The following is a 25,174-nucleotide window of genomic DNA, read 5'->3' as shown; positions in this document are numbered from 1 at the left end:
CGTCAACCTCGGGCCGTGTGTCGGAACGGTGAAGGGTGTGGCAGATGGGCGACCGCAGGCATGAAACGCGCCATCGCGAACCGCGCCGACGCCCCCACCTGCACCGGGATCCGATCGGGCCGCGTCAGCGCGGACGCCCTGCAGCATCACCCGTCTGGGCGCACAACTCGCCGCACCGGTTGGCAGTTGATCCCTCCGGACGGGGATCCCTCCCGCCCTTCGATACATCACCAAGGAGCAGCACTCCATGTCGCGTACCACCAAGGCTCTTGCCCTGTCCGCCGTCGCCGCCGCCGCCGTGGCCGGTTCCGCGGGCGTCGCCGCCGCCGACAGCGGCGCGCAGGGTGCCGCCACCAACTCCCCCGGTGTGATCTCGGGCAACGCGGCGCAGGTTCCGGTCCACGTTCCCGTGAACGTCTGCGGCAACAGCGTCAACGTCATCGGTCTGCTGAACCCGGCGTTCGGCAACCAGTGCGCCAACGACTGACGCAGCGTCCGAACGGAACGGCCGTCCCCGCACCGCGGGGGCGGCCGTTCCGCTTTTCGTACGGCATCCGGCCGCCGCGAAGGCAATCGGCCGTTCCCCGGTTGCGGGGCGCGCAGGTCGATCCCACGGTGATCACAGGATCCGACGCATCACCGAAAGGGAATGACCTATGCGCGCTCTGCCCGTACGGCGTATCGCGACCACCGCCCTGTGCGCGGCGCTGCTCATCGGCGCGGCGGGCCCGGCGCTGGCCGCGCACGGTGACGCCGCCCGTGACGAGACTCGGGCCGCGCGGAGCGCCCCGGCCCCCGACCCGAAGGCCCTGCTCGGGCAGGCCCAGCAGCTGAGCGGCCTCGGTGGCGTCCTGACCCCCGTCACGGACCTGGTCACCGCGGTGCTCAAGGCGAAGGACGGCAAGCTGTCCCCGCAGGACGTCAAGAAGCACGCGGACGCGGTGAAGAAGGCGCTCGCGGCGGCCGCCAAGCCGCCGGCCAAGGCGGCGGGCGACCCCGCCGCCGCGCTGCCGCAGACCCCCGCCGCGCCCCAGCTCCCGGCCATGGGCGCCGAGCACGACGCCCGCGCCCTGATGGACCCCAAGGCCGACGCCGTCGCCGGCCTGCAGAAGGCGGTCGACGGCCTGCTCAAGGCCGCCACGGCCGGCGACCCGAAGGCGCTGCTCGCGGCGGTCCCGCCGGTCCTCACCGGCCTGGTCAACACCGTCGCCGCCACCCTCCAGGGCGGCGGGCTGCCCGCGCCGAACCTGCCGGGCCTGCCCAAGTCGGCGGCGCCCGAGGCGGAGCCGCAGGCCGCCGCCCCGCCGCAGGCGCCCGCGCTCTGACGCCAGAGCCCGCCGGAGTGGGGCGCGGGAAGTTGTGAACCGGAGAGTTTCCGTACCGGTCCGCGCTCGTTAGGACCGGAGAAGAGAGACAACAGGCAGAAGATGCCTGGACGGTGCTCCCCAAGGCGACACGCGTTGCCAAAGAAAGGAACATGATGAAGGCCCTGAAGGCTGTCGCTGTCCTTGCCGGTTCGCTCGCCATCGCCGGCTCCGCCGCGCCCGCGTTCGCCGACGACCTGACGCCCACCAGCCTGAACGGCGGTCTCGACACCATCGCCGGCAAGGCCCTGCTCGACGCCAAGCCGGTCAGCACGAACATGCTCGACACCGAGAACAAGGACTCCGTCGTCAACACGGTCGCGGACATCGCGGACGGCCTGAACTCCGCCGGTGGCCCCACCCGGCTCCTGGGCGGCCTCCCCCTCGGCAAGTAGCACCGCCGCGCGGAACCTCCCGCACAGCCCCCCCCCGCAGTACCCCGCCCGCCGGGCGCCGTCCGAGACACGCAAGGGCCGGTCACCTCTTCCACGGACCGGCCCTTCGGTGTGCCGTGCCCCGGACACCCGTCGCAGGAAAGCCAGTTCGGCCGCGCGCACGCATGGCCGCCGACCGGTTGACCCCATCGTGTGATGGCGGCCCCCGGTTGGGCCACATGGGTGACAACGGCGCCGGACCGGCCCGCCCCCGTCTATACGGTTCCCTCCATGACCTCTACTTCCAGCGAACAGCGCCCCTTCCGCGTAACCGATCTGGGAACCGTGGCTGTTCTCGCCTGGAGCGGCGAACACCCGGAGGACGAGAAGGACATGCCGTTCCTCCTGGCCTACTCCCTCGGTGACGCCGAGGGCGGCCCGGAGGCCACGGCCGAGGCGTTCCGCACCCTGCTCGACGGGGCGGGCCTGCCCGTCGGCGGCCCCGTCGTCGACGGCGCGCGCACCCCCTCCCTGCCGGTGAACCTGCTCGTCGAGGGCGACCACGCCGTCGTCAACATGCCCCACCTGAACGCCCAGTGCGGGGTGCCGCCGGAGTGGATCGCCGCCGTCAAGCAGCGCGGCCACGCCTACTTCATGGCCACCACGCGCGCGTGGCCCGAGGCCACCCCGGGTGAGCCGGTGCCGGAAGAGGTCCTCGCCGCGTTCGCCGGCGACGAGGAGACCATGGTCAACGCCGCGCACTGCCTGCTCCCCGCGCGCAGCCTGCGCTGATGCGGCACACCACCGCACCCTCGCACCGGGTGCCGCTCCAGGCCGTCGGCGGACCCGCTGCGCCCGCCGCCGCCCCGCCCGCCGCCGACGCCGCACCGGAGCAGGTGGCGGGCCGGATGTTCGGCCTGCTCCTGATGGTCACCGGGGCGGCGGGGCTGCTCGCGGCCTGGGTCATCACCCTCGACAAGAACAAGCTGCTCGAGGACCCGGACTTCGTCCCGGGGTGCAGCCTCAACCCCGTGGTCGCCTGCGGGAACATCATGAAGAGCGCGCAGGCCTCCGTCTTCGGCTTCCCCAACCCGATGCTGGGCCTCGCCGCGTACGCCGTGGTGATGGGCATCGGCGCCGGGCTGATCGGCGGCGCGCGCTTTCCCCGCTGGTACTGGCTGACCTTCAACGCCGGGACGCTGTTCGGCGTCGCGTTCTGTTCCTGGCTGCAGTTCCAGTCCCTCTACCGCATCCACTCGCTGTGCCTGTGGTGCTGTCTCGCCTGGGCCGCCACCATCCTCATGTTCTGGTACGTGACGTCCCACAACGTGCGGTGCGGATTCCTGCCCGCCCCCAAGGGCCTGCGCGTGTTCCTGGCCGAATTCACCTGGCCCCTTCCCGTGCTGCACATGGGCGTCATCGGCATGCTCATTCTGACGCGCTGGTGGGATTTCTGGACCAGCTGAATTCACGCGGCGAAAGGACGATTCCCTCCCCATGAAGCAGCCGATCACCCGCCGCCACCTCATCGGGACCGCGGCGGCCGCGCTCCTCGGCGCCGCGGGCGTCGTCCGCTCGCTGCCCGACCCGCCCGAACCGGACCCCGTACCGGAACCGCCCGTACCGGACCCGGCGGCAGCGGGCGGGCCGGGCGCGGCCGACGGCACGCCGTTCGACGAGCTGTACCGGGGCCGGCGCATCCAGGGCGGCCCCGCGGCCGCGCAGGAGGCGTCCGCACCGGGCGGCTGGCAGGTCACCGTCGACGGGCGGCCGCTCGGCCTGATGCGCCGCGCGGACGGCAGCTACCTCAGCATGGTGGACCACTACGAGTCGCACGCCACCCCGCTCGCCGCCGCGCGAGGAGCCGTCGACGCACTCGGGCCCCTGCGGGCCCTGACCGCCCGCGGCCACTGAGCCGCGGGCCCCCTGCCCCGACCGCAGAAGGGACGGCCATGGCCGCCACGCGCAGGAACCAGAGCAGCCTCAGCCGCGCGGAGCGGCGCCGCTTCGTGGACGCGGTCCTGAAGCTCAAGCGGCGCGGTCAGTACGACGAATTCGTCCGCACGCACATCGACTTCTACGTGTCGGACGGCGACCGGGAACTGCGCGTCGCCCACATGGCGCCCTCGTTCTTCCCCTGGCACCGGCGCTTCCTGCTCGAGTTCGAGCGGGCCCTGCAGAAGATCGACTCCGGCGTGACCGTCCCGTACTGGGACTGGACCAAGAACCGGACCACGGGCGGGTCGCTGTGGGGCGCCGACATGATGGGCGGCAACGGGCGGCGCTCCGACCGCCAGGTCATGACCGGTCCCTTCGCCCACAAGAACGGGAACTGGCCCATCAAGGAGGACGTCACCGACGGCGAGTTCCTCACCCGCGACCTCGGCCGCTCCCAGGACCCCGTCGACCTGCCCACGGCCCAGGACGTGGAGTGGGCCATGGCGGACGCCCGCTACGACGTCGAGCCCTGGGACTCCACCTCGCCCGAGGGGTTCCGCAACAAGCTGGAGGGCTGGACGTCGGCGCGGGGCAAGGAGCGCTGGCGCAACCACAACCGCGTCCACCGCTGGGTCGGCGGGCACATGCTGGGCGGCGCCTCGGTGAACGACCCGGTGTTCTGGCTCAACCACGCCTTCGTGGACCTGCTCTGGGACCGCTGGCAGCGCCGCCACCCCCGCTCGGCGCCCTATCTGCCGGCCCGCCCGCCGGAGCTCGGATCCGACCAGTACCAGCGCATCGTCGCCCGCCACGAGCCGATGCCGCCGTGGGACGTCGCCCCGGACGCGCTGCTCTCGCACAAGGGGCAGTACACCTACGGCACCTAGCCGGGTCCGTGGGCTGGTCCATGGGCCATGGGCCCGGACATGACGAAGCCCCCGGCGCAACGCGTGCCGGGGGCCGGTCGGGGCAGGTTCAGCCGCCGTAGCCGGGGCCGTGGTGGTCGCCGCCGCCCGGGTTGACGCAGGTGTTGCCGAACGTCGGGTTCAGCAGGCCGATGACGTCGACGGTGTTGCCGCACAGGTTCACCGGGATGTTGACCGGGACCTGGAGCAGGTTGCCCGAGAGCACGCCGGGGGAGTTGGCGGCGGCACCGGACGCATCGGCGTCCGCCGCGGCCACACCCGCGCCGGCGAGGACGACGACACCGGTGCCGAGCGTGGCGACGGCAGCCTTCGCGATGCGAGACATCACGTTCTCCTTAAGTTCGGGAAAGAGCGGCTGCCGACACGCAGCCGCATATTTCCTAACGGCGCCCGTCGAGCCGAGGTCACGGCGTCCGGCGGTTCGAATGAAGGCGTGCGGTTTCGATTCCCGTAATGCGACAAGGTTTCGCCGGGCGCGTGGCGAATGCGCTTCCCGAGTGAGGGCACGGGGAAAGCCGTGTCCTTCGGCGGGTTCCGCCGGTTCTGAAAACATGACATCAGCACGACGACTCATCGCCGCCGTCTCGCTGGCCGCGGGAGCAGCGGCCCTCGCCACCCCGGCGGCCCACGCGGCCACGCCCACCCAGGACACGGCCTCGCCCTCGGTGGTGGGTGCCCTCGACGCGCTGGGCACGTCCGGCATGCCTCAGGAGCAGCGCGCCAAGGTGCCGACCGTGGAGAGCCAGCTCGGCGGCGTCCAGCAGCTCAACCAGCTGCACCAGCTCACCGACCTGGTGGCGCCGGTCACGAACGCGCTGCCCGCCGTTCAGTGACCGGCACCGGTCACAGCAGCTGAACCCCGCGTCCGGCGAGGTACTTCACCGGATCGATGTCCGACCCGTATCCGCGACGGGCCCGTATCTCCAGATGGAGGTGCGGGCCCGTCGCGCGTCCGGTCGCCCCGCTCTTGCCCAGCAGCGTCCCGGCCCGCACCTCCGCGCCGACGCGCACCGAGACGCGCGAGAGGTGGGCGACAAGGGAGTAGTGGTCGTCGGGCATCCGCACCGTCACGGCGTTGCCGTACGCGCCCGACCAGCCGGCGACGAGGACGACGCCCGCGCCCACCGCGTACACCGGGGTGCCCTGCGGGACGGCCAGGTCGATGCCCGTGTGGTGCCCGGCGAGCCAGTCGCCGCGCACTCCGTAGGCCGCGCTGACCCGGAAGCTGCGGCGCAGCGGCATCGCGTACTTCTGCGGCGGGCCCTGCACGAGCCTGCGGATGCCCTCCTCGCCGAACTCCTCGTCGGCGGCGGCCAGGGCGTCCTCGAACTCGGCGTCGTACTCGTCGGTGCAGTCGTGGTCGGGGTGGGCCGCGGCGCGGGCGGGGGCCGGCCACATCGCCCCGCCGGCCAGCAGCGCCGCGGCGGTGCCCAGCGCCCGGCGCCGGGTGAGGACCGGGTCCGGCGCGCTCGCTATGTCGTGTTCCATGTCCGCCAGCACACTGGTGCGCGGCCCGGCCCGCATCTCGGGTGAGCCGCCTGGCGTACGGCCGCCCGGGTGCGCCGTCGCTCAGGCGGGCGGGGCGACGCCCTCGTCCGTGCTGCGTTCGGCGGGCGGCGGCCAGTGCGGGCGGGCGGTCTCCGGCAGGGAGCGCAGGGCCTGGCCGACCGAGGTGTGGGAGGTGAACAGGGAGGTGCTGCCGCTGTGTTCGAGCAGCGTGGCGAGCCGGCGTCCCACCCCGGCGAGCATCAGGTCGCCGGCCCGGCGGCGCAGCAGCCAGTGCAGGGCGAGCAGGCAGTTCAGGCCGCGGGAGTCGCAGAACGTCAGCGCGGTCACGTCGAGGACGATGTGGCGGTGGCCCGCGTCGACGGTGCCCGCCACCGTGTCCATGAAGAACTTCTCGGAGGCCTGGTCGAGTTCGCCGCTGAGCCGCAGGACGGCGCAGACGTCGGAGTGCGCGATGCGCGACATGGCCAAGCGGTGGGGCGGCGTACCCATCACACCTCCAGGGGCCCTCGAAGGGTGCCGTCGCGGCGTCGGGTCCGGAGCGGCACGGACGATCTGCTCTCTGCGGGTATACAGGATCGGCAGACAGACGTCAGCCACTACGGACAAGTCACAGCTGACACCCCTGCCACTCCGGCCATCATCGCGCCGGGCCGCCAGGGTTCCAAGCCAGGCCCTCAGTCGCGGCGCATGCGACGGGCCCGGTGCCTGAGCCACGTGCCGAGCGCCACGAGGACGATCGCGGCGCCACCCAGGGCGATGAGGCGCGAGGTGGTCCCGGTCTCCGCGAGGTGGGGTGCCCGCGGGGTGGAGCCGAGGGCCGGGTCGGGGGCCGGCGCGGGCCGGCCGGCGGGGGACTCCTGGCCGTGGCCGTCGGTGTGGGCGGCGTGACCGGCCGGGGGTGCGGCCGTCGCGGGGGTGGGCGGGACGATCGCCTGGGCCGCCGCGGGCGGGGCGGCCAGCGCGCCGAGCGCGGAGACGGCGCTCGCCAGCAGGGACAGGGAGACGTGGCGCCGGTGGGTGCGGTGCATGGGGGGTGTTCCTTACGGAGGCGGCTCGAGAGCCGGTCGCGTGCGAAAGACCAGTCGTATCGGACGATCAACGTGCTCCTCGTGACGTACGGGCACCTGTCGGTGAATCGGGGCGGCAATTCACCCGTCCGTCCGGCAGAACGACGACACCGCGTCCGCCTTCGGCCGTGACGGGGCGCCCCCGCATACGTTGGTCCTCCGCGTTGCCCCTCCTCCTCCCGACCGAACGCAGGAGCGTGCGTGAAGATCGATTGTGTGGGCGGCGGTCCCGCCTCCCTCTACCTGGCCGTGCTCGCCAAACTCCGGGACCCGGCCCACGAGATCACGGTCCATGAGCGGCACGCGGCCGGCGACGGCTACGGCTGGGGCGTGACCTACTGGCCCGACCTGCTGGCCGACCTGTACGCCCACGACCCCGAGTCCGCCCGTCTGATCGAGGAGCGGTCCGTGCGCTGGCGGGGCGGTTTCGCCCACGTCGGCGACCGGACCACCGCCCACGACTCCGACCCCGGGCACGCCGTCGGCCGCCACCAGATGCGCTCGATCCTCGCCGACCGGGCCCGCGCCCTGGGGGTGCGGCTGGAGTTCGGCCGGGAGATCGCGGACGTCGGCGAGCTGGCGGGCGCGGACCTCGTCGTCGCCGGGGACGGCGCGCACAGCAGGCTGCGCACCGCGCACGCCGACGCGTTCGGCACCCGGGTCACCAGGGGCGCCAACCGTTTCATCTGGCTCGGCACGACCCGGGTGTTCACCGAGTTCACCTTCGCCTTCGTCGAGACCGACGAGGGCTGGATCTGGTGTTACGCGTACGGCTACAGCGACGAGCACAGCACCTGTGTCGTGGAGTGCTCGGACACCACCTGGCGGGCGCTGGGGTTCGACCGGCTCGACCAGGCCGAGTCCCTGCGGCTCCTGGAGAAGCTGTTCGCGGCCCCGCTCGACGGTCACCCGCTGCTCGGCCGCAGGGACGGCGAGAGCCACGCCCGTTGGCAGATCTTCCCGACGGTCACCAACACGGCCTGGTCGCACGGCAATCTCGCGCTGATCGGCGACGCCGCGCACACCACCCACTACTCCATCGGAGCCGGCACCTCCCTCGCGCTGCGCGACGCGATGAGCCTGGCCGGCGCGCTGGGGAGGATCACCGGGCCCGCGGAGCTGCCGGCCGCCCTCGCCGCGTACGAGAGGGAGCGCAAGCAGGCCCTGCTCTCGGTGCAGAGCGCCGCCCGGCACAGCGCCCAGTGGTACGAGAACCTGCCCCGCTACATGGGCCTCGAGCCACACCAGATGTTCGCCCTGCTGGGGCAGCGCCACTCGCCGCTGCTGCCCTATGTGCCGCCGCAGCTCTACTTCCACCTGGACCAGGCCGTCGGACGGCTGCAGGCCCTGCGCTGGCTCAAGCAGCGGCTGGGGCCGCGCCTGGCCCGCACCCTGCAGAGCCGGCGCGGCGCGGACGGGGGACGGTCGGAAGAGTGACGGCTACCGCCGGGCGCGGGCCAGCCGGGTGAGCGTACGGATCAGGCCGCCCGGCTCGCTCTGTGCGGCGGGGTCGGCGTCACCGCCGGGGGAGACGGAGCCGATGACGGCGTCTCCCGCGTGGACGACCAGTTCGCTCGGCAGGCCGAGCAGGCGCGCCCGGTGGACGACCGAGGCGGCGTCGCCGGAGAAGCAGGCGCTGAGGTCGAGGATCAGCACGTCCGGCAGCAGCACCCGGGCGCGGGCCAGGGCGAGGCCGCTGTCATGGGTGTGGGACAGGACGCACACGTCCGGGACGCTCTCGATCCGGGCGATCAGGTCCTGCGCCTGTTGTCGCCCGACGAGGACCAGCACGGTAAGCACGTCCCCATCCTGCCCCGGGGCCCCGGCCGTGTCCTGAGCGACGGGGCCACCGAGGGGCGGCGCGGGCGGTCACCGGGACCAGGCCGCCGCGACCGGTTACCGCGACTGGAAGGACTGCGAGCTGGTCTTCACGGACTTCAGGCCCATCTCGGCGACCGTCAGCCCGGTCTTGCCCGCGTCCAGGACCTCCTTGCCCGTCCCCGTCGGGTCGGACAGGGCCTCGCCGACGACCCGGCCCATGTGGCGGTTGCCCTCGTCGGCCACGGCGGCCTGGGCGGGGGCGGCGGTGGCGACGGCGGCGGCAGCGGCGGCGACGAAGGACAGGGAGGCGAGCATGCGCGTGGAGTTGTTCATGGTCTCTCAAACGGTCGAACGGCCCGTGAGGGTGCGCCGCCGCCGTCAGGAATCCGGGCAATTCCACCGTCCGAGCGATCTGTGCCGTTCCCCCGTTCTCCGCCGCCGTCTGTGAAGGTGGGGATCCGAGCACGTCCGTTTTGAGGTGAAAGGAACACCATCGTGGGGCTGCACAAGGTGTCCTCCGGGACCCGCCAGGCGTACGACGACGTCTACAGCACGCCGATCAGCGCGCGGCGGCTGCCCGCCCACCGGATCCCGGAGCACAGCTCCGACCCGCGCGCGGTCGCCGCGATGGTCGGCGACGAGCTGGCGCTGGACGGCAACTCGTCGCAGAACCTCGCCACGTTCTGCACGACCTGGGCGGAGCCCGAGGTGCACCACCTCATGGACCTGTGCCTGGACAAGAACATGGTCGACAAGGACGAGTACCCGCAGACCGCCGAGATCGAGTCCCGGTGCGTGCACATGCTCGCCGACCTGTGGAACGCCCCGGACGGGGACACCACGATGGGCTGCTCCACCACCGGCTCCAGCGAGGCGGGCATGCTCGGCGGGCTCGCCCTCAAGTGGCGCTGGCGCGAGGCGCGCAGGGCGGCGGGCAAGCCGGCCGACCGGCCCAACCTCGTCTGCGGCCCGGTGCAGGTCTGCTGGGAGAAGTTCGCCCGCTACTTCGACGTGGAGCTGCGCCAGGTCCCGCTGGAGCCCGGCGCCACCGGGCTGCGCCCGCACCAGCTGCGCGAGTACGTCGACGAGAACACCATCGGCGTCGTGGCGATCCTCGGCGTGACGTTCACCTGCGACTACGAGCCCGTCGCGGAGATCGCCGCCGAGCTCGACGCGATCCAGGCGGAGACCGGCCTCGACGTGCCGGTCCACGTGGACGCGGCCAGCGGCGGCTTCGTCGCCCCCTTCCTCCAGCCGGACCTGGTCTGGGACTTCCGGGTGGCGCGGGTCGTCTCCATCAACTCCTCGGGCCACAAGTACGGGATGGCGCCGCTCGGGGTCGGCTGGATCGTCTGGCGCACGGCGGACCACCTCCCCGAGGACCTGGTCTTCCGCGTCGACTACCTCGGCGGCGACATGCCGACCTTCGCCCTCAACTTCTCCCGGCCCGGCGGCGAGATCGTCGCGCAGTACTACACGCTGCTGCGGCTCGGCCGCGAGGGCTACCGCAAGGTGTACGAGGCGTGCGCGGCCAGCGCGCGGGCGCTGGCCGACGAGGTCGCGGACATGGGCCCGTTCACGCTGCTCTACGACGGTCGCGGGGCGCTGCCCGCCGTCTCCTGGACCCTCACCGGCGGGGCCTCCCCGTCCGGGTTCACGCTCTACGACCTGACCGAGCAGCTGCGGACGCGGGGCTGGCAGGTCCCGGCGTACCCGCTGCCGCCGGAGCGCCACGAGACCGTGATCCAGCGGGTCCTGGTCCGGCACGGCATCGGGCACGACAAGATCATGCTGCTCGCCAAGGACCTGCGGGCGGCGGTGGAGCGGCTGTCCGGCGGGTCGACGGGGGCGCCGGAGACGTCGGGGTTCCACCACTGAGGCAGGCGGGGTCCAGGTCGTCGCGGCCTGTGTCGTTCAGAAGTGCATCATCGACATCAGTTCCGGGCTGCGCATCCCGGCCCGCACCTCCGGCAGCCGCCGGCCGGGCCGCATCCAGCCGGCCCGCTCGGCCGCCGCGACGGCGGCCGCCTCGGCCTCGTCCGCGGCGGCGTTCAGCGCGGTGTCGGTGCCGAGGGCGCCCCGGCCCGCCGCGGCCGCCGCGGCCTGCGAGGCCCTGAGCGCCGCCCGGCAGGCGGCGACGGCGTCCTCGCCGTCCGCGTCGTGCGCCTGCCCCATCTGGGCGGCCTGCGCGGCGGCGGCCGCCGCGTTGCGCGCGCAGCGGGAGTCCGCCGCCGGGTCGGGGGCGGACTCGGCGAGCACGGCGAGGGCCTGGACGGAGACGCGGGCCGCGTGCTCGGCCTTCCAGAGGGTGTTGTCGCGGGGCGGGTCGCCCTGGGGCCGGCCGGTGTCGGCGCCGGGGTCGGCGTCGGCGCCGGACGTGTGCGGGTGGCGCTCGATGTGGTGGAAGACGGCCGCCGCGCGGGATGCGGCGCTGGTGGCGCGCGCGACGTGGCCGGCTCGTAGAGCTTCCCCGGTCCGAGCCTCGGGTTCCGCCGTGCCGGGCGTGCGCTCGCTCATGGCCGTCTCCTCGTCTGCGGGACGCCGGATCGCCGGTGTCGGGGCTCGGTCGTCGGGCAGGGTGACATGTCGGGCCGCAACAGACCAGACGTACGAACGGACCAGACGTACGAACGGGCCAGAGGTACGAGGGGAGTTCGGGCCCGGCGAGGGGTGGGCCCGGCGTCACGGTCGGGGGTCGGCGCCCTCTCCCTCGTCCGCGCTCTCCGCGCTCTCCGCGCTCTCCGCGCTCTCCGTGTCTCCGGCCGCCGGCGCCCGCTCCCGTGGCGGCAGCAGCAGGTCCCGCTCGGGGTGCTTCTCGCCCCGGACGCTGCCCTGGATCCCGAGGTCCTGCCGGGCCGCCTCGTGGAAGGCGTTGATGGCCCGGAACGCGGCGCGGTTGCGCTCCCGCCACGCGCCGAGGGTGCCGCCGATCCGGCCGGTCGCCTGCCAGTCGATCTCGGCGACCAGGGCGTTCAGGTCGTGGCCCGCCTCGATGGCGTCGTCGCCGCCGAGCAGCATGACCCGCTCGAAGGCGCTGCCCCAGGCCCGTCCGGCGTCGGCCAGCTCCTCGCGGAGCTCGTGTTCGGTCCGCTCGCTCTCGCGCAGGCCCTCCCGGACCTCGTAGACGCGGACGGCCAGGGCGATCCGGGTCTTCGTCGCGTCCACGTAGTCGCCGTACGCGTCGACCTTCTTGCCGTCCCAGCGGGTCAGCAACTGGTGCCGGTTCCGGCTGCGTTCCATCAGGTGGTTGGTGCCGTGCGTGGTCAGCGCGCCGAGCAACACCGCGCTGACCGTGACCAGTTGCTCCCCGATGCCCAACCTGCCGCCCGCCCCCCCGCCGTAGCGCCCACGATGCCCGGACGATCCTACGAGGTCGTGACTGCGTGACTGCGTGACTGCGTGACTCCGTGACTCCGCGAGTCCGTGAGGTCATGGGCTCGCGAGGTCAGAGGAAGAGCCCCAACGCGTCGTCCACCGACCACGTCTGCCAGCTCATGGCGAAGAAGCCGACCAGCGAGACCAGCGCCATCGTGAAGTTCTGCCCCTGCTCGGCCCAGTCGTGGATCATCAGGACCAGGTAGACCAGGTTGAGGACGAGTCCGGCGATCAGGGCGACCGGGGTGAGGAAGCCGGCGATCAGGCCGATTCCCAGGGCCAGTTCGGCGTAGGCGACGACGTACGCCATCAGGCGCGGCCTGGGTTTCACCACGGTGTCGAACCCCGAGCGCACGAAGGACCACCGGTGCTTCTCGGCGATGCCCGCCGCCCAGCCGATGCCGCCGCCCTTGAACCACTCCTTCTTGTCCTTGTGGCGCCAGCTCTCCAGCCACCACAGGCCGAGCCCGATCCGGAGCACGGCCAGCCACTCGGCTCCGCTGAGCCAGATCGTCTGCATCGAGCGCCCTCCCACTGCCGCAAGCTGACGGGGCGTCAGTTCAGCGGATCGGACGGCAACGCGCAAGGGGTCGAGTTGCGGGCGTGTGCTTGCCGTCGCCAGGGGGACGTCATAACCTCCATCTGATGGATCGTCAGATTTGGGTCGAGGAAACCGGCAGGCAGTAGGGGGCACAACAGTGGTCAGCAGCGAGGTCGGCAGCAAGGAACTCCCCCGGGTCATCAGCGTGGACGACCACGTGATCGAGCCCGCGCACCTCTTCGAGACGTGGCTCCCGGCCAAGTACCGCGACCGGGGGCCGAAGCCCTTCACCGCGGGCATCGGCGAGCTGGAGTACATCGGCGGCAAGTACCGGTTCACGACGGACCCGGCCGGCCAGATCACCGACTGGTGGGAGTACGAGGGCAGCATCTTCCCGTACAAGCGCATCATCGCCGCCGTCGGCTTCTCGCGGGACGAGATGACGCTGGACGGCATCACCCGCGAGCAGATGCGGCGCGGCTGCTGGGACCCGAAGGCGCGGCTCGCGGACATGGACGTCAACCACGTCGAGGCGTCGCTGTGCTTCCCGACCTTCCCCCGCTTCTGCGGGCAGACCTTCTCCGAGGCCAAGGACAAGGAGGTCGGCCTCGCCTGCGTCCGGGCGTACAACGACTGGATGGTCGAGGAGTGGTGCGGCGACAGCGGCGGGCGGCTGATCCCGCTCTGCCTGATCCCGCTCTGGGACGTCGACCTCGCCGTCGCCGAGATCAAGCGGAACGCCGCCCGCGGGGTGCGCGCCGTCACCTTCAGCGAGATCCCCACCTATCTGGGGCTGCCGTCCATCCACTCCGGCTACTGGGACCCGTTCTTCGCGGCCTGCGAGGAGACCGGGACCGTGGTGAACATGCACATCGGCTCCTCCTCGCAGATGCCGGCCGCGTCCCCGGACGCGCCGCCCGCCGTGCAGGCCTCGCTCTCCTTCAACAACGCGATGGCCTCGATGATGGACTTCCTCTTCAGCGGCGTCCTGGTGAAGTTCCCCCGGCTCAAACTCGCGTACAGCGAGGGGCAGATGGGCTGGATCCCGTACGCCCTGGAGCGCGCCGACGACGTCTGGGAGGAGCACCGCGCGTGGGGCGGTGTGAAGGACCTGATCCCCGAGCCGCCCTCCACGTACTACTACCGGCAGATCTTCTGCTGCTTCTTCCGCGACAAGCACGGCATCGAGGCCATCGAGACCGTGGGCGTCGACAACGCCACGTTCGAGACCGACTATCCGCACGTCGACTCGACCTGGCCGCACACCAAGAAGGTGGCCGAGGAACACGTCGGGCACCTCCCCGAGGAGATCGCGTACAAGCTGCTGCGCGGCAACGCGATCCGCATGCTGGACCTGCCGTTCGACCGGGCCGGGAGGTAACCGCCCGGCGGCCGGCGCCCGCCGTCCGGCCGATACGGTTCATCCGACCCCCACGAAAGAGGAGATCGGATGAGCAGCCCCCTTTCGGAGACGCTGGTCACGCTCGGCCGCCGGTACGTGCGTGACGCGCCCGGCGATCTCGGCAAGGCCGCGCTGGCCGCCCGGTTCCTGAACCCGCGCCTGCGGGAGAGCCCGCGCCGCCGCGTCGTCACCGACCGGCACGGTCTGCGGTTCGCGGTCGACACCCAGGACCTCATCCAGCGCTACGTCTACCTCTTCGGCGCCTGGGAGCCGCACATGACGCGGTGGCTGCGCGGGCGGCTCGGCGCCGGGGACGTGTTCGTCGACGTCGGCTCGAACGTCGGGTACTTCGCCGTGCTCGGCTCCCGGCTGGTCGGCGCCGGGGGGCGGGTCGTGGCGATCGAGGCCTCGCCCGTCTTCCACGAACGGGTGCTCCTGCACGCGGAGTTGAACGGGTGCGGCAACATCCGCGCGGTCAACGCGGCGGTGTCGGACGCGCACAAGACACTCACGTTCATCCTCGCCAGCTCGAACAACATGGGCGCCAACAGCATCGTCCCGTACGACGGGCCCGCCGAGTCCACCTTCGACGCGGAGGCGGCCCCGCTGCCCGAACTGCTGCGTCCCGACGAGCTAGCCGGGGCCAGGGTCATCAAGATCGACGTGGAGGGCGCGGAGGGCGGCGTCATCAGGGGCCTCGCGCCGGCCCTCGACCGCCTCCGCCCCGACGTCGAGATCGCGGTCGAGGTGACGCCGGACCGGATGGCCCAACTGGGCGACTCCGCAGGCGAGTTGATGGCGACCATGCGGGAGGCGGGTTTCCACCCGTACCGGCTGGTCAACGAGTACGCCGCCGACAGCTACCCGGGAGCGGTCCGGCGGCCGGTGCCGCCGGTGCGGTGGCGTGAACCGGTGGTCGGGGAGACGGAGTTGGTGTTCTCGCGGGTCGACGCGGAGACGTTGGACTGACCGGCCGCCGGATGGCGTGAGGCGGGCGTGGGCCCGCCCCGCCGCAGCGCCGCTCCACCGCAGGCCCCCCCCGCCGCAGGCCCCCCGGCAGGTTCGTCCCGCCGTAGTCCGCCCCGCCTCACTCGCTCCCCGCCGGAAAGCGCCACGCGAACCCCGCCAGCGCCCTGGCCCGTGCCTCCACGACCGCCATGCGCGCCTGCCGCTCGCCCGCGTCGACGTGGGCGCTCTGGCCCGTCGCCTGGCCCTCCCACTTGCGGTAGAGCAGCCCCACCTCGGACGAGAACCAGCCCCGGGACACGGCGTCGAGCGCCAGCAGCAGCCCCGTGTCCTCCGAGGCCGGGAGCGCCATCCAGCCGCCCAGGGCGACGAGCAGGTCGCGGCGGACGAAGAGCGTGGCCGGGTGGACCGGCGCGCGGTAGTCGTGCGCCGCCCAGGAGGCGAGCACCGTGCCGCGCTCCAGCGGGCCGTGCTCCGGGTCGCCGGGGAAACCGGCGGTCGTGCCGTCGGGCAGCAGGTCGAGCACGCGCGAGGTGGCCCAGCCGACGTCCGGGTTCTCCTCCAGCGCCGCGAGGTCGCGGGCGAGCGCGCCGGGGGCGAGCTGGTCGTCGGCGTCCAGGATCTTCACGTACGCGCCGTCGGCGTGCGCGAGGGCGATGGTGCGGGCCACGCCGGGGCCGCCGGGCCTGCCCTGCCGGAAGGTCACCCGCGGGTCGTCCGGCACGTACGGCGCGACCCGGTCGGTCCTGCCGTCCTCCTGGATCAGCCAGTGCCACTCCCACCCCTCGGGGAGCTCCTGCTCGCACAGCGACTTGTACGCGTCCGGCAGGAAGGCGGCCGAGGGGGCGTGGACGGCAGTGACGATGATGACGCGCCGGAGCACGGCACTCACCACCTTTCCAGTGGAGTGACGAAGACGGCTTCCGTGCGGTCGCCGGGCAGGGTGACGTCGGAGATCTCGACGACGCGTCCTGCCGTGTCGTGTGACGTCTTGCGCAGCAGCAGGACGGAGGTGCCGGGGGGCAGTTCGAGCTCCGCGGCCTCCTCCGGGGTCGGCGGGCGGGCGGTGAGACGTTCCTCGACGCGGTCCAGCTCGATGCCGACGGTGCTGAGCTGGTTCTGGGTGCCGCCCGGCCACGGCTCCCTGGTCTCGTCGAGGAGGTCGGCGTTGCCCGCCACCAGGTCGCGGACCAGGTAGGAGGTGGCCAGGTTGAAGGGGGCGCTCTCGACGCTGTGCCGGGTGCGGTAGGTGCGGGCGATCAGGGGCGTGCCCTCGGGGAGGCCGAACGCCGCGGCGAGGTCCGCGTCCGCGGGGATCTCGCGGTACGCGGCGTGGAAGACGAGATCCTGGAGTCCGAGCCCGGTGTCGCGCTCGGTGGCGCCGGTGCGCGCCCGGTTCCGTACCGGCTGGTGCACCCGGTTCTTCTCCCACTGGTGACGGGAGTTGTCGCGGACCACCTTGGTGCGGGGCCTGCGGACGAAGTTGCCGCGGCCGTGCTCCTTCTCGATCAGCCCCTCCTCGCGCAGCAGCCGCAGGGCGTCGCGGAGGGTCGGCACGCTGCGTCCGTACCGTTCGGCGAGCGCCGTCTCGGCGGGCAGCCGCTCGCCGGGGCGGAGCCGGCCGCTGCGGATGGAGCGGCGGAGGTCGTCCGCGATCTGCTCGTAGGCCTTGGGGATCGCGCTCACCCTCCGTCGTCGGTGCTTTTCCGCCGTGCGGCGGAGCCGGCGGAACTCACCCTACGACTCCTCAAGAGGAGTTGACGAGCGGGTGGGCCCGCTCTTCGTGAGAGCGACCATGGCGCATACGCAATGGCCGAAAGTTTCCCTACACACCCATCTCGTGTCCCGAAACCGGCCGGGCCCGATCGCCGAAAAGCGGTGTGCGCACATGAAAGGGCCCGATCGCTGGCGACGGGGGATGCACCAGCGATCGGGCTCTATAAGCAAGAGTAACAAGGCTCAATGCGCAGCGGGAGTCAACTCCGGGACCGAGTTATGGAGTTGTGATCGGGATCACGCGAAAAGCGGCGGCGTTACGCGTGGCACGGCGGATCGGCCGAGGGCGCGTTACGTGTCGCACGGCGGATCGTACGAGAGGCGCGGAAGATACTCGTCCCACTTATCCCGCGTCAGAACACCGCGCGTGGTCGAACAAATGCGGTCGACGGCGTCGTCGGTGTCCAGGTCCCAGAGCCGGACGGTGTCCGTGCCGCTCGACACCCCCAGCATGCGGCTCACCGGGTTGAACATGAGGAAGCTGCCCGTCTTGGCGTTGGGGCTCATCGACTGGCCGATGGCGGAGGCGTCGAAGGGGTCGGCGACGTCCCAGAGCCGGACGGTGTTGTCGTTGCCGCCGGTCGCCAGGGTGCGGCCGTCCTCGCTGAACGTCAGCGACACGACCGCGTCGGTGTGCCCCGTCAGGGAGGCGGCCCGCCGCGGCGCCCCGGGATCGGACACGTCCCAGAGCCGGACCGTGCCGTCGTCGCTCGCGCTGGCGATCGCGCGGCCGTCGGGGCTGTAGGCGACCCGGTTGACCGGGCCCTGGTGTCCGGTGAGGGGCGCGCCGCGGCGGGTGACGCGGCGCGGGTCGGTCACGTTCCAGAGCCGTACGGTGGTGTCCGCGCTGCCGCTGGCGAGCGTCTGCCCGTCCTTGCTGAAGGCGAGCGAGTTGACGTACCCCTGATGACCGGTGAGCGGCCTGCCGAGCGGGCGCAGCCGCTCCGGCGACGTGACGTCCCACAGCTGGATGGTGCGGTCGGTGACGGCGGACGCGAGGGTGCGCCCGTCCGGGCTGTAGGCCAGCGCGGCCGCGAACCTCGTGCGCAGCGCGACGGGCGGGCCGAACGGAACCGGGTGCTTCGGATCGGCGACGTTCCACAGCCGCATCGCGCGGTTGCCGGTGAGCACCGCGAGGACGCGGCCGTCGGGGGAGAACACGGGGGAGCGCAGATCGCCCTTGCCGGGCCGGAACGGCTTGCCGAGCAGCTTGACCCGGGCGGGGCGCGTGACGTCCCAGAGCCGGATCTTCTCGTCGCTCGCCGCCGTGGCGAGCACCTTGCCGTCGGGACGGAACGCGCCCTTCCGGCCGAGCATGTCCGACGGCGGGATCGACCACAGCCGCACCTTGTTGTCGCCGGTCCCGGTCGCGAGCGTCCGGCCGTCCGGGCTGAAGCCGAGGGCGTACATCTCGCCGCTGCTGCCCGCGAGCGGCTCACCGACCTGCGACGGGTGCGCCGGGTCGCGGACGTTCCACAGGCTGGCCGTGCTGTCCGCGCTGGCGGCGGCGAGCATGCTCCCCTCCGCGTTGAAGGCCACCGACCACATCGCTCCCGTGTGGCCGGTGAGCGGGGTGCCGAGCGCGCGCGCCCGGCGCGGTTCCGCGACGCTCCAGAGCCGGATCGTGTTGTCGACGCCGCCGCTGGCGAGGGTGGCGCCGTCGGGGCTGAAGGCCACGGAGTGCACCGTGCCCGCGTGGCCCCGCAGCACCTTCTCGACCGGCTTCGGGCGGCGCGGATCGGCCGTGTCCCACAACCGGATCGTGCCGTCGTCCCCGCCGGCCGCGAGCGTGCGCCCGTCGGGCGCGAACGCCACGGACCGCACGGCGGCGGTGTGCCCGTGCAGCGTGGCGACGGACTTCGGCGTGGCGGGCCGGTCCAGGTCCCACAGCCGTACGGCGTGGTCCTCGTTGGCGGAGGCCAGATAGCGGCCGTCCGGGCTGAAGGCGAGCAGATAGATCGTGCCGCCGTGGCCGGGAACGGGGTCGCCGATCGGCCGCGGGTGGCGCGGATCGCGCACGTCCCAGAGCCGGACCGTGCCGTCGTCGCTCGCGCTGGCCAGCATCGTGCCGTCCGGGCTGAACACCGCGGTGCTCACCCAGCTCGTGTGGCCGGTCAGGGGCTCGCCGAGCGGTTTGGGGTGGGTACGGTCCGACACGTCCCAGAGCCGGACGGTCCTGTCGTAGCTCGCGGTGGCCAGGACCTTGCCGTTCTTGCTGAACGACGTCAGGTAGACGGCGCCCTTGTGGCCGAGGAGCGGGGTGGCGAGGGGCGCGTTGACGATGGATATCAGCCGGTTCCGCGTCGCCTCGTCGCCCGGCCGCAACCGGTGCGCCACCAGGTCGAGCTGGGCCGACAGCGACGAATCGGTGTGCTGCGCGCGGTCGGCCTCCGCGACCACCTGCTGGAACACCGCGTCGTCGCGCTGCTGCCGGGCCACCACCGCCGAGACGACGGCGACCATCGCGAGGACGACCAGGGCCGCGACCGCGCCGCGGGCGATCCAGACCGTACGCCGGCGCAGCCGCGCGGAGGCGGCGAGGAACTCCATCGCGCTCCGGGTCAGGAAGGTGTCCCCGGCGCTCTTCGCCCAGGCGCGGGCCTGTTCGAGGCGGGAGCCCCGGTAGAGCAGCGACGAGTCGCGGCCGGACTCCTCCCAGGACTTGCCGTCCTCCTCCAGGCGCTGGCGCAGGAGGTGGTCGTTGCGGTCCTCGTCGATCCAGTCGCGCAGCCGGGGCCAGGCGTGCAGCAGCGCCTCGTGGGTGATCTCCACGGTCTCCGCGTCGAGGGTCACGAGCCGGGCGCGCACCAGCGCCTCCAGCGACTCCTCGGTCTTGTGCGGGTCGGTCGACTCCTCCGCCAACTGGCGCCGCGTGCCCCGCCGACGGGTGGCCTGGGTGTCCTCGCCGAGCCGCACCAGGCGCAGGAGCAGCAGCCGCGCGGCGATACGGGCGGCCGGGTCGAGGCCGGACCAGGCCCGCTCCGCGGTGGCCGCGACGGCGCCCTGGATGCCGCCGGCGGCGCGGTAGCCGGCCAGCGTGAGGCGGCCCGTCTTGCGCCGCTGCCAGGTGGCGAGCAGGGCGTGGGACAGGAGCGGCAGGACGCCCGCGTCGTGGGCGCCCCGCGGTCCGTCCGTACTCACCTCACGGACGATCAGCTCGGCGAGGCCGGGTTCGAGTTCCAGCCCGACGGCCTTGGCGGGACCGGTCACCGCCTTGCGCAGTTCGGCGCTGGTCAGCGGCCCGAGCACCATGTGCCGGTGCTGCAGGGCGTCGGCGAGCTCGGGGTAGCCGAGGCACTCCTCGTAGAAGTCGGCGCGGATGCCGAGGACGACGAGGGTGGGTTGGGGGGTGGGGGTGGGGGTGGTGAGGGTTTCCGGGGAGGCGGGCGAGGCGGGCGTTGCTGGAGTGGCGGGAGTGGCGGGGGAGCAGGCGGCGTGGAGGAGTTGGACGAAGACGTGCCGGTCCACCTCGTCCGGACACAGGGTGAACGTCTCCTCGAACTGGTCGACGATGACCACGGGGCGGGTGTGGCTGCGGAGGTGGCCGCGGGCGGAGCCGTCCCCCGACCGTGCGGCCCAGGCGGCGAAGGCGTCGCGTACGGCTTCCGCGAACCGGGGGGAGCCGGAGCCGCCGTCCGCCGACGCCGCGGCCACCGCGGGCGCCAGCTCCGGTATCTGCCGGATCAGCTCCCCGAGCGGATCGCTGCCCGGCACGAGTTGCAGGACCGGCCCGGTGCCCCGGCCGCCCTCCTCGTCCAGCGCGCCGTTCTGCAGGGTGGGGACGAGCCCGGCGTTGAGGAGGGAGGACTTCCCCGCGCCCGACGCGCCCACGAGCATGACCAGGCCGCCCGACTCCTCCGCCGCGCGGAGCTGGGCCACGAGGGCCTCCGTGCTCCGCTCCCGGCCGAAGAACCACTGGGCGTCCTGCTCCCGGTACGAGGCGAGCCCCCGGTACGGGCACACGCTGGGGACGGCCGCCGCGTCGGCCCCGGCGGCGGACTCGTCCTCCTCGCTCCCCGGCGCGCGGTCACCGACCGGGTCGGCCACCGCGCTCTCCCACAGCCGGTGCCACTGGGCCATGTCGTACAGACCCGTCGAGACGGGCGTGGGCCGCTCGCGCCGCGCCTCGGGGATCAGGACGTGCAGCACCGCGGCGAGGGCGGCGAACTGGGCCGGCACGTTCTTGGCCCGCCGCCAGTCGCTGATCCGCTGGGCGGATACCCGTACGGGACGGCCGCGTTCGTCGACGCGCTGCAGCCGTACGACCGCTTCGGCCACGCGCTTGAGGGGCGGGTTGCCGGCCTCCTTGTACAGCAGCGCGAGACGCTCCGCGAAGCTCGTGCGTGCCCCTGAGTCGGAACTCAAGGCCTCCACCCCTTACTTCCGCCGCGCCTGGACATCCGGACCGGAAAACTCACTTTATACGGCTGACCTGCGGCGAAGGGGTCCGGACGGGACCGGAACCTCCTCTCGGAGAGCCGTAACTGGCAGGATTTCGTCGCAGTAGCGAACCAACCACGGAGCGTCCGGGCAGGTCATCGGCTCAGGACTCACGGCGGCGGCGCGCGCCACCGATCGTTCTGAGCCCGGCTTGCCTCTGAGGCACGACGGACGCGTCGCGGAGCACGCGGATCCCGATTTTCCCCGATCCGCGCCGATACGCCTTCGAACGGCGGTCGGCGTTGTACGCGTCGATCGGTGCCGGTCCCCACGAGGGGAGGGACCGGCACCGATACGACGCACCTTCCCGGGGCATCCGGACGATCCGCGCCATACGAACAGCAGCGAGGGCCCGACCGGCGCGTACCGGTCGGGCCCTCGCTGTCTGTTCGGGCTGTACGGATCGTTCAGGCGGGGACGGCTCGCTCAGGCGAGGACGGACGCCCCGGACAGGGGCGGCGTGCCCAGCAGGGCGGAGGCGTGCTGCAGGGGGCTGAGGCGGGACGCGCCCGTGCCCGTACCTGCACCCGTACCTGCGCCCGTGCCCGTACCCGTGCCCGTGGTGGAGCCCGCCGGGTGCGTACGGCAGGTGAAGCCGAGCTGGGTCATGGCGCGGATGACCTCGCCGGCGCTGAAGTCGCGACGGTCCTGTCGGGTGATGACCTGGCCGACCTGCTTCACGGGGTAGTGGCGGCGCCCGATGATGACGGACTCACCGGTGACCGGCTCGGGCTTCACGCCCTTCATCGTTTCCAGCACGCCGCTCTTGGTCAGGTCGAACGGGAAGCGGGCGATGACACAACGCATGGGACCTCACAGAGGAAGGGGCGGTGAGAGCGGAGAGACGGGGGGTGGGGCCTGCGGGTGTCACGGGCGGGCGGCGGCCGTGACGGGAGCCGGTGCCGGCGCGGCGTCGTACACCCCGCTGCGGGCGCCTATGTCCCGCAGCCGGATCCGGTCCGTGTAACCGGAACCGTCACGGACGGCGGTGAGCCGGGCGCGGGTGACGAAGCCGGTGCGCCGGCTGTCCGCGTCGCAGACGAGCAGATGCCCGACGCGGGCGCCGGCCATGACGGTCAGCGCCACCTCGACCGTCATGTCGTCCCATACCTGCGGCGCGGTCTCCTCGGCGAAGTCGTCCACGGCGAAGTCGACTACAGCGGAGTCGTCCACGGCGACCGTCTGAACCAGCGTCAAAGGAACCTCCTGCAGAGATGGATCGGCTGACCGGTGACCGGTGACTAGGCGGCGGACGACGTGGGGGTCGCCGAGGCCGAGGACGCCGACGCGGCGGGGGAGCGGCGCCCGGCCGACGCGGGGCGGCGACGGCCTCGGGAGGTGCCGGTCCGCTTGGGCCGCTCGGTCACCGGCGCGGTGATGACCACCGGGACGCCGGAGGGAGCCTGGGCGCCGGTGATGCGGTGCAGCTCGGGCTCGCCGGAGCGGACCTGGGTGACCTGCGGCCGGATCCCGGCGTCCGCCATGAGGCGCACCATGCCGCGGCGCTGCTGGGGGGTGACCAGGGTGACGACGCTGCCGGACTCGCCGGCGCGGGCGGTACGGCCGCCGCGGTGCAGGTAGTCCTTGTGGTCGGTGGGCGGGTCGACGTTGACGACGAGGTCGAGGTTGTCGACGTGGATGCCGCGGGCGGCGACGTTCGTGGCGACGAGCACGGTGACGTGCCCGGTCTTGAACTGCGTCAGCGTCCGGGTGCGCTGCGGCTGGGACTTGCCGCCGTGCAGGGCCGCGGCGCGTACTCCGCTGTTGAGCAGGTCCTGGGTCAGCCGGTCGACGGCGTGCTTGGTGTCCAGGAACATGATCACGCGGCCGTCGCGGGCGGCGATCTCGGTGGTGGTCGCGTACTTGTCGGTGCCGTGGACGTGCAGCACGTGGTGCTCCATCGTCGTGACGGCGCCGGCCGACGGGTCGACGGAGTGGACGACGGGGTCGCTCAGGTAACGGCGCACCAGGAGGTCGACGTTCCGGTCCAGCGTCGCGGAGAACAGCATGCGCTGCCCCTCGGGCCGCACCTGGTCGAGGAGGGCGGTGACCTGCGGCATGAAGCCCATGTCGGCCATCTGGTCGGCCTCGTCGAGGACGGTGATGCCCACCTGGCCGAGCCCGCAGTCGCCGCGGTCGATGAGGTCCTTGAGCCGTCCCGGGGTGGCCACGACGATCTCGGCGCCGCCGCGCAGCGCGCCGGCCTGACGCCCGATCGACATCCCGCCCACGACCGTGACCAGCCGCAGCCGGACGGAACGGGCGTACGGAGTGAGGGCGTCCGTCACCTGCTGGGCGAGCTCGCGGGTGGGGACGAGGACGAGCCCCAGCGGCCGACGGGGCTCGGCGCGCTGCCCGGCCAGACGGGAGAGCAGGGCGAGCCCGAAGGCGAGCGTCTTGCCGGACCCGGTGCGGCCGCGCCCGAGGACGTCACGGCCGGCGAGGGAGTTGGGCAGCGTGGCCGCCTGGATCGGGAACGGCACGGTGACGCCCTGCCGGCTGAGCTCGGCCAGCAGCGGCGCGGCCATGTCGAGCTCGGCGAAGCTCTCCACGGCGGGAAGCGCGGGGGTGACGGTGGTGGGGAGCGCGAACTCACCCTGCGGCCCGGAGGACCGACGACCGTAACCGCCGGAGCGGGGGGCTCCACCGGAGCGGGGGGCGCCGCCGGAACGGGGGGCTCCACCGAAGCGGGGGGTTCCGCCGGAGCGGCCGCCCCCACCGGAGCGGCGCGGGGCAGACGACGAACGATCATTTGTACGCATGCGGTTCATACGGGAACCTTCCTTGATGCGGCACATATCAAGGAATTCCCGCGTACCGCTCGCCGATGACGCCGATGGCATCGATGGGGCCGGTGAACGCGCTGAGAACCACAAGTATGAACCGATACGAGAAGCGGCGAATCAGGAGACCTGAAAGAGAAAGTCAGACCTCAGCCGCAGAAACAAAAAGAAGCAAGAAGAAGCAGGAGAAGCAGGGGGCAAGCAAAAAGAAGAGCAAGCCCCGACGCGCAAATGCATGCAGCTGGGGCCCGCACCCCGAAGGATGCGGGCCCCAGCTGCACGTGCGCGTGACGATCAGGCGGGAACGATGTTCTCGGCCGTCGGGCCCTTCTGGCCCTGCGCGATGTCGAAGGTCACCTTCTGGCCCTCGAGCAGCTCACGGAAGCCCTGGGCGGCGATGTTCGAGTAGTGGGCGAACACGTCGGGGCCGCCACCGTCCTGCTCGATAAAGCCGAAGCCCTTTTCCGAGTTGAACCACTTCACGGTGCCGTTAGCCATGTCTATCTCCTTTGGGGCAGTACATCGGGACCGCGTCCTGCGGAGCCCGTGTCGCCGCGATGATTACCCCGCCCGGAAATGACCGGTAATAAAAAAGCGCTCCGGCCCAGTGTGCGGCCAGGAGCACTTGAAGTTTCGGGAACCACAACTGCAACTAAGACGACAGTAGCACGCCGGGGCGGCCGGTGCGCGCGGAATATTTCGACGCCCCCCATTACCGCGAAATCCCTCCAGGCGCCCTTACCCAAACCCTCCCTCCGCGAACACAGAATTTCATTCCCGGCCGTTCGCGCAATGATCGCCCAGTCCGGCAACCGAACGATCCCCTCTCGACGGCGGCCCATGGCGCCGAACGAGTGGACTCCATGACGCGGGGACGGACAGCCGGGCGCCC

General features: G+C 72.5%; 28 protein-coding genes. 12 read left to right on the top strand and 16 right to left on the bottom strand.

What is annotated here, in order from left to right:
* Positions 1-247: 247 nt before the first annotated feature.
* The 7 genes from ACZ6CV_RS10580 to ACZ6CV_RS10550 all read left to right on the top strand — a co-directional run bounded on the left by ACZ6CV_RS10580 (position 248) and on the right by ACZ6CV_RS10550 (position 4,563).
* Positions 248-487 carry a chaplin gene (locus ACZ6CV_RS10580; RefSeq protein WP_355810803.1) on the top strand — a complete coding sequence of 80 codons (240 nt, stop codon included), beginning with the start codon at positions 248-250 and terminating at the stop codon, positions 485-487.
* Positions 488-656: 169 nt separating this feature from the next.
* A complete protein-coding gene (locus tag ACZ6CV_RS10575; protein ID WP_469250472.1) occupies positions 657-1,325 on the top strand; it encodes a hypothetical protein in 669 nt (222 codons plus the stop codon).
* A 155-nt stretch (positions 1,326-1,480) separates the two neighbouring features.
* Positions 1,481-1,759, top strand: a complete 279-nt coding sequence (locus ACZ6CV_RS10570) for a hypothetical protein (RefSeq protein WP_355811378.1) — start codon at positions 1,481-1,483, stop codon at positions 1,757-1,759.
* A 270-nt stretch (positions 1,760-2,029) separates the two neighbouring features.
* A complete protein-coding gene (locus tag ACZ6CV_RS10565) occupies positions 2,030-2,530 on the top strand; it encodes a DUF5949 family protein (protein ID WP_362374465.1) in 501 nt (166 codons plus the stop codon).
* A gap of 116 nt (positions 2,531-2,646) precedes the next feature.
* Positions 2,647-3,204, top strand: a complete 558-nt coding sequence (locus ACZ6CV_RS10560) for a vitamin K epoxide reductase family protein (protein ID WP_469250887.1) — start codon at positions 2,647-2,649, stop codon at positions 3,202-3,204.
* Positions 3,205-3,235: 31 nt separating this feature from the next.
* Positions 3,236-3,652, top strand: a complete 417-nt coding sequence (locus ACZ6CV_RS10555; RefSeq protein ID WP_469250471.1) for a tyrosinase family oxidase copper chaperone — start codon at positions 3,236-3,238, stop codon at positions 3,650-3,652.
* A gap of 38 nt (positions 3,653-3,690) precedes the next feature.
* Positions 3,691-4,563 (top strand): tyrosinase family protein, encoded by an 873-nt coding sequence (locus ACZ6CV_RS10550; protein WP_469250470.1) that lies wholly within the window; start codon positions 3,691-3,693, stop codon positions 4,561-4,563.
* Between the two features lie 88 nt (positions 4,564-4,651).
* Here the strand turns inward: ACZ6CV_RS10550 and ACZ6CV_RS10545 are convergent, their stop codons facing one another.
* A complete protein-coding gene (locus ACZ6CV_RS10545) occupies positions 4,652-4,927 on the bottom strand; it encodes a chaplin (RefSeq protein ID WP_469250469.1) in 276 nt (91 codons plus the stop codon).
* Between the two features lie 226 nt (positions 4,928-5,153).
* Between ACZ6CV_RS10545 and ACZ6CV_RS10540 the strand changes: the two genes are divergently transcribed.
* Positions 5,154-5,435 (top strand): hypothetical protein, encoded by a 282-nt coding sequence (locus ACZ6CV_RS10540; protein ID WP_355810819.1) that lies wholly within the window; start codon positions 5,154-5,156, stop codon positions 5,433-5,435.
* Between the two features lie 10 nt (positions 5,436-5,445).
* Here ACZ6CV_RS10540 and ACZ6CV_RS10535 read toward each other — a convergent pair whose 3' ends face one another.
* The 3 genes from ACZ6CV_RS10535 to ACZ6CV_RS10525 form a co-directional block, all read right to left on the bottom strand.
* Positions 5,446-6,090 carry a M23 family metallopeptidase gene (locus ACZ6CV_RS10535; protein WP_469250468.1) on the bottom strand — a complete coding sequence of 215 codons (645 nt, stop codon included), beginning with the start codon at positions 6,088-6,090 and terminating at the stop codon, positions 5,446-5,448.
* A gap of 81 nt (positions 6,091-6,171) precedes the next feature.
* Complete coding sequence (locus ACZ6CV_RS10530; RefSeq protein WP_358709912.1) at positions 6,172-6,573, bottom strand: STAS domain-containing protein; 402 nt, start codon at positions 6,571-6,573, stop codon at positions 6,172-6,174.
* A gap of 212 nt (positions 6,574-6,785) precedes the next feature.
* On the bottom strand, positions 6,786-7,139 hold the full coding sequence (locus tag ACZ6CV_RS10525; protein WP_469250467.1) for a hypothetical protein: 354 nt from the start codon (positions 7,137-7,139) through the stop codon (positions 6,786-6,788).
* A gap of 240 nt (positions 7,140-7,379) precedes the next feature.
* Here ACZ6CV_RS10525 and ACZ6CV_RS10520 point away from each other — a divergent pair, with 240 nt between their 5' ends.
* A complete protein-coding gene (locus tag ACZ6CV_RS10520; protein ID WP_469250466.1) occupies positions 7,380-8,615 on the top strand; it encodes an FAD-dependent monooxygenase in 1,236 nt (411 codons plus the stop codon).
* Positions 8,616-8,618: 3 nt separating this feature from the next.
* On the opposite strand, the gene ACZ6CV_RS10515 is transcribed toward ACZ6CV_RS10520, so the two are convergent.
* Together ACZ6CV_RS10515 and ACZ6CV_RS10510 are read right to left on the bottom strand one after the other, a co-directional pair.
* The gene (locus ACZ6CV_RS10515; protein WP_362374478.1) at positions 8,619-8,978 is read right to left on the bottom strand and encodes a hypothetical protein; all 360 of its coding nucleotides are present in this window, start codon (positions 8,976-8,978) and stop codon (positions 8,619-8,621) included.
* A 96-nt stretch (positions 8,979-9,074) separates the two neighbouring features.
* The gene (locus ACZ6CV_RS10510) at positions 9,075-9,332 is read right to left on the bottom strand and encodes a hypothetical protein (RefSeq protein WP_358777254.1); all 258 of its coding nucleotides are present in this window, start codon (positions 9,330-9,332) and stop codon (positions 9,075-9,077) included.
* A 162-nt stretch (positions 9,333-9,494) separates the two neighbouring features.
* Between ACZ6CV_RS10510 and ACZ6CV_RS10505 the strand changes: the two genes are divergently transcribed.
* Positions 9,495-10,877 (top strand): glutamate decarboxylase, encoded by a 1,383-nt coding sequence (locus tag ACZ6CV_RS10505; protein WP_469250465.1) that lies wholly within the window; start codon positions 9,495-9,497, stop codon positions 10,875-10,877.
* Between the two features lie 36 nt (positions 10,878-10,913).
* Here ACZ6CV_RS10505 and ACZ6CV_RS10500 read toward each other — a convergent pair whose 3' ends face one another.
* The 3 genes from ACZ6CV_RS10500 to ACZ6CV_RS10490 form a co-directional block, all read right to left on the bottom strand.
* A complete protein-coding gene (locus ACZ6CV_RS10500) occupies positions 10,914-11,516 on the bottom strand; it encodes a hypothetical protein (RefSeq protein WP_469250464.1) in 603 nt (200 codons plus the stop codon).
* Positions 11,517-11,681: 165 nt separating this feature from the next.
* Entirely contained in the window at positions 11,682-12,317 is a 636-nt protein-coding gene (locus tag ACZ6CV_RS10495; RefSeq protein ID WP_469250463.1) for a hypothetical protein, read from the bottom strand.
* Between the two features lie 127 nt (positions 12,318-12,444).
* Complete coding sequence (locus tag ACZ6CV_RS10490) at positions 12,445-12,894, bottom strand: DoxX family membrane protein (protein ID WP_469250462.1); 450 nt, start codon at positions 12,892-12,894, stop codon at positions 12,445-12,447.
* A gap of 178 nt (positions 12,895-13,072) precedes the next feature.
* On the opposite strand from ACZ6CV_RS10490, the gene ACZ6CV_RS10485 reads away from it, so the two are divergent.
* Entirely contained in the window at positions 13,073-14,296 is a 1,224-nt protein-coding gene (locus ACZ6CV_RS10485; RefSeq protein ID WP_469250461.1) for an amidohydrolase family protein, read from the top strand.
* A 69-nt stretch (positions 14,297-14,365) separates the two neighbouring features.
* Positions 14,366-15,286 carry an FkbM family methyltransferase gene (locus tag ACZ6CV_RS10480; RefSeq protein WP_469250460.1) on the top strand — a complete coding sequence of 307 codons (921 nt, stop codon included), beginning with the start codon at positions 14,366-14,368 and terminating at the stop codon, positions 15,284-15,286.
* 118 nt (positions 15,287-15,404) lie between these two features.
* On the opposite strand, the gene ACZ6CV_RS10475 is transcribed toward ACZ6CV_RS10480, so the two are convergent.
* From ACZ6CV_RS10475 to ACZ6CV_RS10445, 7 genes are all read right to left on the bottom strand, one after another.
* On the bottom strand, positions 15,405-16,166 hold the full coding sequence (locus ACZ6CV_RS10475) for a glycosyltransferase family 2 protein (protein ID WP_469250886.1): 762 nt from the start codon (positions 16,164-16,166) through the stop codon (positions 15,405-15,407).
* Positions 16,167-16,171: 5 nt separating this feature from the next.
* Entirely contained in the window at positions 16,172-16,960 is a 789-nt protein-coding gene (locus tag ACZ6CV_RS10470; protein WP_469250885.1) for a GntR family transcriptional regulator, read from the bottom strand.
* Between the two features lie 390 nt (positions 16,961-17,350).
* Positions 17,351-21,433 (bottom strand): nSTAND1 domain-containing NTPase, encoded by a 4,083-nt coding sequence (locus tag ACZ6CV_RS10465; protein ID WP_469250459.1) that lies wholly within the window; start codon positions 21,431-21,433, stop codon positions 17,351-17,353.
* A 492-nt stretch (positions 21,434-21,925) separates the two neighbouring features.
* Positions 21,926-22,306: an SCO5918 family protein gene (locus ACZ6CV_RS10460; RefSeq protein WP_469250458.1), complete on the bottom strand. Its 381-nt coding sequence runs from the start codon at positions 22,304-22,306 to the stop codon at positions 21,926-21,928.
* Between the two features lie 60 nt (positions 22,307-22,366).
* Complete coding sequence (locus ACZ6CV_RS10455) at positions 22,367-22,696, bottom strand: CBS domain-containing protein (protein ID WP_469250457.1); 330 nt, start codon at positions 22,694-22,696, stop codon at positions 22,367-22,369.
* Positions 22,697-22,740: 44 nt separating this feature from the next.
* Complete coding sequence (locus ACZ6CV_RS10450) at positions 22,741-24,270, bottom strand: DEAD/DEAH box helicase (RefSeq protein ID WP_469250456.1); 1,530 nt, start codon at positions 24,268-24,270, stop codon at positions 22,741-22,743.
* A gap of 306 nt (positions 24,271-24,576) precedes the next feature.
* Positions 24,577-24,780 carry a cold-shock protein gene (locus ACZ6CV_RS10445; RefSeq protein WP_355810863.1) on the bottom strand — a complete coding sequence of 68 codons (204 nt, stop codon included), beginning with the start codon at positions 24,778-24,780 and terminating at the stop codon, positions 24,577-24,579.
* Positions 24,781-25,174: the final 394 nt, after the last annotated feature.

This window comes from Streptomyces sp. NPDC041713 (assembly GCF_055591085.1).
Note: the sequence above shows the minus strand (reverse complement) of the source record. Positions and strands in the feature narration are given on the sequence as shown.

What these genes read in the sequence shown, in the direction of transcription:
- ACZ6CV_RS10580 (WP_355810803.1), top strand. Translation starts at nt 248, where the DNA reads ATGTCGCGTACCACCAAGGCTCTTGCCCTGTCCGCCGTCGCCGCCGCC.
- ACZ6CV_RS10575 (WP_469250472.1), top strand. Translation starts at nt 657, where the DNA reads ATGCGCGCTCTGCCCGTACGGCGTATCGCGACCACCGCCCTGTGCGCG.
- ACZ6CV_RS10570 (WP_355811378.1), top strand. Translation starts at nt 1,481, where the DNA reads ATGAAGGCCCTGAAGGCTGTCGCTGTCCTTGCCGGTTCGCTCGCCATC.
- ACZ6CV_RS10565 (WP_362374465.1), top strand. Translation starts at nt 2,030, where the DNA reads ATGACCTCTACTTCCAGCGAACAGCGCCCCTTCCGCGTAACCGATCTG.
- ACZ6CV_RS10560 (WP_469250887.1), top strand. Translation starts at nt 2,647, where the DNA reads ATGTTCGGCCTGCTCCTGATGGTCACCGGGGCGGCGGGGCTGCTCGCG.
- ACZ6CV_RS10555 (WP_469250471.1), top strand. Translation starts at nt 3,236, where the DNA reads ATGAAGCAGCCGATCACCCGCCGCCACCTCATCGGGACCGCGGCGGCC.
- ACZ6CV_RS10550 (WP_469250470.1), top strand. Translation starts at nt 3,691, where the DNA reads ATGGCCGCCACGCGCAGGAACCAGAGCAGCCTCAGCCGCGCGGAGCGG.
- ACZ6CV_RS10545 (WP_469250469.1), bottom strand. Translation starts at nt 4,927, where the DNA reads ATGTCTCGCATCGCGAAGGCTGCCGTCGCCACGCTCGGCACCGGTGTC.
- ACZ6CV_RS10540 (WP_355810819.1), top strand. Translation starts at nt 5,154, where the DNA reads ATGACATCAGCACGACGACTCATCGCCGCCGTCTCGCTGGCCGCGGGA.
- ACZ6CV_RS10535 (WP_469250468.1), bottom strand. Translation starts at nt 6,090, where the DNA reads ATGGAACACGACATAGCGAGCGCGCCGGACCCGGTCCTCACCCGGCGC.
- ACZ6CV_RS10530 (WP_358709912.1), bottom strand. Translation starts at nt 6,573, where the DNA reads ATGTCGCGCATCGCGCACTCCGACGTCTGCGCCGTCCTGCGGCTCAGC.
- ACZ6CV_RS10525 (WP_469250467.1), bottom strand. Translation starts at nt 7,139, where the DNA reads ATGCACCGCACCCACCGGCGCCACGTCTCCCTGTCCCTGCTGGCGAGC.
- ACZ6CV_RS10510 (WP_358777254.1), bottom strand. Translation starts at nt 9,332, where the DNA reads ATGAACAACTCCACGCGCATGCTCGCCTCCCTGTCCTTCGTCGCCGCC.
- ACZ6CV_RS10500 (WP_469250464.1), bottom strand. Translation starts at nt 11,516, where the DNA reads ATGAGCGAGCGCACGCCCGGCACGGCGGAACCCGAGGCTCGGACCGGG.
- ACZ6CV_RS10490 (WP_469250462.1), bottom strand. Translation starts at nt 12,894, where the DNA reads ATGCAGACGATCTGGCTCAGCGGAGCCGAGTGGCTGGCCGTGCTCCGG.
- ACZ6CV_RS10480 (WP_469250460.1), top strand. Translation starts at nt 14,366, where the DNA reads ATGAGCAGCCCCCTTTCGGAGACGCTGGTCACGCTCGGCCGCCGGTAC.
- ACZ6CV_RS10460 (WP_469250458.1), bottom strand. Translation starts at nt 22,306, where the DNA reads ATGCGTTGTGTCATCGCCCGCTTCCCGTTCGACCTGACCAAGAGCGGC.
- ACZ6CV_RS10450 (WP_469250456.1), bottom strand. Translation starts at nt 24,270, where the DNA reads ATGAACCGCATGCGTACAAATGATCGTTCGTCGTCTGCCCCGCGCCGC.
- ACZ6CV_RS10445 (WP_355810863.1), bottom strand. Translation starts at nt 24,780, where the DNA reads ATGGCTAACGGCACCGTGAAGTGGTTCAACTCGGAAAAGGGCTTCGGC.